This is a genomic window from Thermogemmatispora sp. (genome assembly GCF_019683755.1).
Classification (GTDB): domain Bacteria; phylum Chloroflexota; class Ktedonobacteria; order Ktedonobacterales; family Ktedonobacteraceae; genus Thermogemmatispora.
On record NZ_JADGHT010000318.1, the window covers coordinates 1 to 5,469 of the forward strand.

At 56.8% G+C, this 5,469-nt stretch carries 5 protein-coding genes; 4 read left to right on the plus strand and 1 reads right to left on the minus strand.

From position 1 onward, the window contains the following. Positions 1–48 precede the first annotated feature (48 nt). From IRZ24_RS16245 to IRZ24_RS16260, 4 genes are all read left to right on the plus strand, one after another. Positions 49–1,917, plus strand: a complete 1,869-nt coding sequence (locus tag IRZ24_RS16245) for a S53 family peptidase (RefSeq protein WP_297166354.1) — start codon at positions 49–51, stop codon at positions 1,915–1,917. A 394-nt stretch (positions 1,918–2,311) separates the two neighbouring features. Then, on the plus strand, positions 2,312–2,887 hold the full coding sequence (gene aat, locus IRZ24_RS16250; protein WP_297166357.1) for a leucyl/phenylalanyl-tRNA--protein transferase: 576 nt from the start codon (positions 2,312–2,314) through the stop codon (positions 2,885–2,887). 54 nt (positions 2,888–2,941) lie between these two features. Further along, positions 2,942–4,090 carry a glycerate kinase gene (locus IRZ24_RS16255; protein WP_297166360.1) on the plus strand — a complete coding sequence of 383 codons (1,149 nt, stop codon included), beginning with the start codon at positions 2,942–2,944 and terminating at the stop codon, positions 4,088–4,090. 360 nt (positions 4,091–4,450) lie between these two features. Further along, positions 4,451–4,651, plus strand: a complete 201-nt coding sequence (locus IRZ24_RS16260) for a hypothetical protein (RefSeq protein ID WP_052888571.1) — start codon at positions 4,451–4,453, stop codon at positions 4,649–4,651. Between the two features lie 286 nt (positions 4,652–4,937). Here the strand turns inward: IRZ24_RS16260 and IRZ24_RS16265 are convergent, their stop codons facing one another. Then, on the minus strand, positions 4,938–5,357 hold the full coding sequence (locus tag IRZ24_RS16265; RefSeq protein WP_297166363.1) for a hypothetical protein: 420 nt from the start codon (positions 5,355–5,357) through the stop codon (positions 4,938–4,940). Positions 5,358–5,469 lie beyond the last annotated feature (112 nt).

The window sequence follows — 5,469 nt, forward strand, 5'->3', positions numbered from 1 at the left end:
ATGCTACTTCATGAATCAATTTCTTTCTAGAAAAAGGGGCAGAAGCCAATGAAGAAGGTTTCTAGGTTACGTGCCATTGCTCCAGCACCGACCGTAACAAGCCTGCTTCTTACTTGGCTGACGATTATAATAGTCCTCTCTCTCCTTGGTGGCTGTGACCTCCTTGCTGGTCAGGGTGCTGCTCAACAGCGCCCAAGCCTCACCCCTACTGTGACCATCCCGAGGCAGGCGCCTCGTCCTTTGCCCCCTGGCCATCAGATCCTTGATCTACCCTCTCTGCGTCAGCTTTCGGCAGGCCAGCCATTACCAGCCAATCTGACGCTCTCCTTGACCTTTACTCTTATCTACAATCATGATGCGCTCGACCGCACTCTCCAGCAAATCTACACCCCTGGCTCGCCTCTCTACGAGCGTTATCTAACCCCCCAGCAGATTCGCCAGAGTTTCGGCCCAGATGAGCAGCAGATCACGCTTGTCAAACAGTGGCTGGTAGATCAAGGCTACCAGGTAGGAGCTGTTGACCCACTAGCAACTCAGCTAGAGGTCACTGCCACGGTGGCGACGATTGAGCGCAGCCTCCATCTTCAGCTACGGGAGTATGAGCTGAACGGGAATCGCTTCTATCTTCCCACTGATCTACCCTCTCTTCCTCCCCAGATTGCTTCTCTGGTGCAGTCAATCATTGGTCTGAGCACCTTTGCAATCCCACGCCCCTGGTCGTTCTTTGAGCCACTCGGCTCGGCCCTGCCGGGAGCCAAGGGAGCGGTAGATTGCTCTAAGTATGGAGCGAGACAAAGCCTGACTCGGGCTCAGCTAGCAGGCGCTTACCAGTTTACTCAGCTTTATCAGCGTGGTTTGCAAGGCCAGGGTCTAGCTATTGGCATCGCGGAATTCAATGAGCCATTTGATCTGCGTGATATATCAACCTATGCCGCTTGTGCCGGAGTGCCCGCTCCACGTATCCAGGTCGTCGATGTTCAGGGTCATACCCCCCACGGCCCAGGCCAGGGAGAGGCCGCCCTTGATATCGAGCTGGCTGCCGGCCTGGCTCCCCAGGCGCAGATTGTGGTCTACCAGGCCTCAAAAGCCACTATTCAAGCCATGTTAGCAGTCTTCCAGCGCGTGGCAGCCGAGCATCGAGTACAGGTCTTCAGTGTGAGCTATGGAGCAGCAGAAGATCAATTGAGCACTAATGAGCAGGCCAGCCTTAATCAAATGCTGCGCATTATGGCAGCCGAAGGCATCTCGGTGCTGATCAGTAGCGGGGATTGCGGTGCTTTTACGGAGCGCATCCCCAATATCGCCGTGGTCTCAGCCCCTGCTAATGCTCCGTTTGCCATTGCCGTAGGGGGCACTACGCTCACAGTGGATCGGCAGAACCGGCGGCAGAGCGAAACCGGCTGGGGTCCGGCCCAGCATCCTGGCCTTGTCTGCATGAACAATTGGGGCAGCGGAGGCGGTGTCTCACAAACGGCTCTCTTTAAGCGCCCTTACTGGCAAGTCGGGCCTGGTGTGAATACCCCTTATAATGGTCAGGCGGGTCACATTCTGACCCCTAATCTGGAGCCACTGCAAGCACCTAATGGTCTGCGTCAGGTCCCAGACGTTGCCGCTGCTGCCGATAATATCTGCATTTTCTGGAATGGACATTGGGTGCGCGTGGGCGGCACGAGTGCCGCCGCTCCAATCTGGGCAGCGGGTCTGGCTCTCGTTAATCAGGGACTACGGCAACAGCATCAACCTCTCTTCGGGGGAGTTCCTACGCTCTATCGACTCGCTACTCAGCCGGGGAGCCCAGCCCCTTTCAGTGATATTCTGCGCGGCAATAACGGCGTTTACAATGCTACCCCGGGTTGGGACTACGTGACCGGCTGGGGTTCTCCTAATTTCCTGGCCTTGCTGCAGCGTATGCAGTAAGCCCGTCTAGACTAAGGGGTGGGAAAACGTCTGTCGCTGGGGCAGTCAGCAGGGTCAAGGGCCACGTAGCAGAGGGGGAACTTCCTGCCCTGGCTCGGGGAGCGGAGCCAGGATGATATCAGCGAAGAACCCTAGCGCGCAACTGAGGAGCGCATAGCTTCGCCCGCTCCTGGGGATGAAACGTCTCCCTCGCCAAGGGCCTAGATAAACTATGCCTTCCTGCTGGTAGTTGCCTTGCTGTAGGCGGCCCGGACCAGCTTGGAGAGGGCCAATAACTGGGATAATGTGCCCTGCTAGAGGCCGATGCGCTTGCTATGTTACAATACACGACAGGAACAAGAGGCTGAGATCGATGAAGCGATGCAGCTCGCGTTTCAGCGTGGAGGCAAGCCAGATGGCGGACCAGCTTGATGTTACAACCGTGCTCTATGCCTATACACAAGGGATCTTCCCTATGGCTGATTCTCAGGGACGTATCCATTGGTATGCCCCAGATCCCCGCGCTATTCTTGAACACGAGCGGCTCCATATCTCTCGTTCGCTCCGTTCCACGCTACGCAAAGGCCTCTATGAGATTCGCATGGATACTGCCTTTACAGAGGTGATGCGCGCTTGTGCAGCCCGTGAGGAGACATGGATCAGCGAGACGTTCATTGAGACCTATACGAAACTGCATCATCTCGGTCTGGCGCACAGCGTTGAGGCCTGGCACGCTGGTCAGCTTGTGGGTGGCCTCTATGGGGTTGCCCTTGGAGGGGCGTTTATGGGTGAAAGCATGTTCTCCTGGGCAACTGATGCCTCGAAAGTCTGCCTGGTGGCCCTGGTCGAGCATCTTAAAAGTCGCGGCTATGTGCTCCATGATGTCCAGTTCCTGACCCCCCATCTGGCAAGCCTTGGAGCGAGTGAAATTCCTCGACGCGAATATGAGCGCCGCTTGCGTCACGCTCTGCAATTACCCTGCACCTGGTAGGGTAGGCCGACAAAGGAAGGCCGAGACGAGGTCGAGAGAGGAAGGTAGCCAGTCATGCGCATTGTGATTGCCCCCCAGGCACTTAAGGGCAGCCTGACAGCTCCTGAAGCTGCTCGCGCTATTGCCCGCGGCCTTCAGATGGTCTTGCCAACTGCCGAGTTAGATCTTGTTCCCATCGCCGACGGAGGAGAAGGTACGGTTGAGGCGCTGGTCAGTGCAACAGGCGGTCAGTTGCTACGTCAAGAGGTTACGGGCCCCCTAGGTGAGCCGGTGGAGGCAACATTCGGGCTGCTTGGAGATGGCCAGACTGCGGTGATTGAGATGGCCGCCTGCGCCGGTTTGCCGCTGGTTCCCCCGGAACGGCGCGATCCTCGTCTGACAACAACCTACGGCGTAGGTGAGTTGATTCGAGCCGCTCTGGATCACGGTTGCCGTCATTTGATCATCGGTATTGGTGGCAGTGCCACGAATGACGGCGGGGCTGGTATGGCTCAGGCTCTCGGGGCCCATCTGCTCGATGCGGAAGGGCAGGAGCTGCCTTTTGGGGGGGCCGCGCTGGCGCATCTGGCACGCATTGTCCTCGATGAGCTTGATCCACGTCTGCGCGAGAGCCGCATCGAGGTCGCCTGCGATGTGACTAATCCGCTCTGTGGGCCACAGGGGGCCTCAGCGGTCTACGGCCCCCAGAAAGGGGCCACACCCGCTATGATTGCCCAACTTGATGCCGCTCTAGAGCACTATGCCGAGATCATTCAACGCGACCTGGGCCGCGCCGTGCGCGACATCCCCGGCGCTGGCGCCGCTGGAGGATTGGGCGCCGGTCTATTGGCTTTTCTTGAGGCTACTCTCCGCTCAGGCGCCGATCTCGTGCTGGAAGCCGTGGGTTTGCCAGAGCGATTGCGGGGGGCCAGCCTGCTCATTACAGCAGAAGGACAAATTGATCGCCAGACGGCTTATGGTAAGAGCGTCGGCGCTGTGGCTTCTTTGGCCCAGCGCTGTGGCATCCCTGTACTGGCTCTGGCTGGCAGCTTGGGAGAGGAGTACCAAGTGGTCTATTCCCTGGGGGTTAAGGCTGTCATGACTTTGCTCCCGGCTCCTCTCTCGCTCCAGGAGGCGATGACCCAGGCCGCCTCTTTGCTGGCCGATGCCAGCGAGCGGGCTGCTCGCCTTCTTCTGCTGGGACAGCAGTTGTCACCCTCTTGAAGGGTTTACTTTCTGGGGATATAATTCGTCTATACTAAAGGGAACAACTGCAAGGGTCGGAGACGTGAAGAAACCGCTATGCCCTCCCTGTCTGCTGAGTGGCCCTTGGGCAATGACCTTACCCGAGCCTCCTGGTCGCTCCGACCAGGCTAACGCAGTCAATCAGGCAGGATATGGGGGAAAGACAGGATCACCACCTCTTGATTGCCGCTTCCAAAACGCCACCAGAGAAATATTGGAAGGGCGAAAAGATGTTGTATCCTGTGAACGGTTTCAAGCGTCTCTCTAATTAAGCAGAGCGATAACAGGAGACGCTTGCTCAATCCGTTGGTAGTCCAGAATAGAGGGAGCGCCGTTATCATGCCGGACCGTCTCTACGCGACCGATAACGCAGACTTCGAACGCCTGCTGTCACTGGGATTCACAGAAAGTGAAGCCAAGCGGCTTCTCTATCTGCGAGACCATGTCGATGAGCAAGTCGAATATCGCGAGATTCTAGAGGAAAGCCGTCGACTTAACTTTATCCGCTGGCTGATCGAGCACGATCGGATCAGCAGGTAATGCAGATAGATTAAGCCAGAAAAGCGGTGGGTTGAGTACCTGCCGCTTTTTACTTGGCTCAGCCCGGCTGCCAGGCCGCCTGATCAGACCTTTATTCAGCTTGGAGAGGTATCGTCATAGCTCGTCTATCTCGAAGCCGAGGCCGGGGGCTAAGATCAGCTTTCAGGCCTGTCTAGTAGCGCCTGACCAGCGATCAGTTGTCAGGTTGGTATCCCCCTACTGGGGTCCGTAGCTGATGGCTTGCTCTTCCTTGCCGGCCCCCAGGGATCAGCTCCTCGCGAGGGCGTTAGTCAGCTTCCCCACTCTTGAAGGCCCTCTCAATGAGCTCGATCACCAATTCCTGAACGCTTCGACGTTGCCGCAGGGCACAGGAATGGAGCCAGGCAGCAAGATGCTGCGGAAAGAAGATCACTAGCTTTTCTCCAGGTCGGGCATGTGGGGAATGCTTCTCAAAAGGCGCTCGTTTCTGGCGGTGGAGATCAAGGAATTCATCAAAGGAGTAAGGGCGTAATCCCTGAACACGATAACCACCACCTGGGCAGAGAGAGAGAAACCACCACCACTTTTTCTGAATATAGGTGCGTGTCGTTCCCTGCGTGTAACCAGTTGCAGCCTGGATCTCGCTATCCTGAATAATCCGCCCTTCTTGCTCGGCCTGCAGGAAAAAGTGATAAGCCCGGGCCACCTTCTCGAGCAGTTGCGCCATAGCTCAGTCCCCCTCTCACCTACGGGAAAGCCCAGATGGCTCCTCTAAAGAGTACTGGATATGACAGAAACAGAGATTGGATAATATTTGCTTATAGGATATCATGTATAAT

Coding starts and splice junctions, on each gene's coding strand:
- IRZ24_RS16245 (WP_297166354.1), top strand. CDS start 49: ATGAAGAAGGTTTCTAGGTTACGTGCCATTGCTCCAGCACCGACCGTA.
- aat (WP_297166357.1), top strand. CDS start 2,312: ATGGCGGACCAGCTTGATGTTACAACCGTGCTCTATGCCTATACACAA.
- IRZ24_RS16255 (WP_297166360.1), top strand. CDS start 2,942: ATGCGCATTGTGATTGCCCCCCAGGCACTTAAGGGCAGCCTGACAGCT.
- IRZ24_RS16260 (WP_052888571.1), top strand. CDS start 4,451: ATGCCGGACCGTCTCTACGCGACCGATAACGCAGACTTCGAACGCCTG.
- IRZ24_RS16265 (WP_297166363.1), bottom strand. CDS start 5,357: ATGGCGCAACTGCTCGAGAAGGTGGCCCGGGCTTATCACTTTTTCCTG.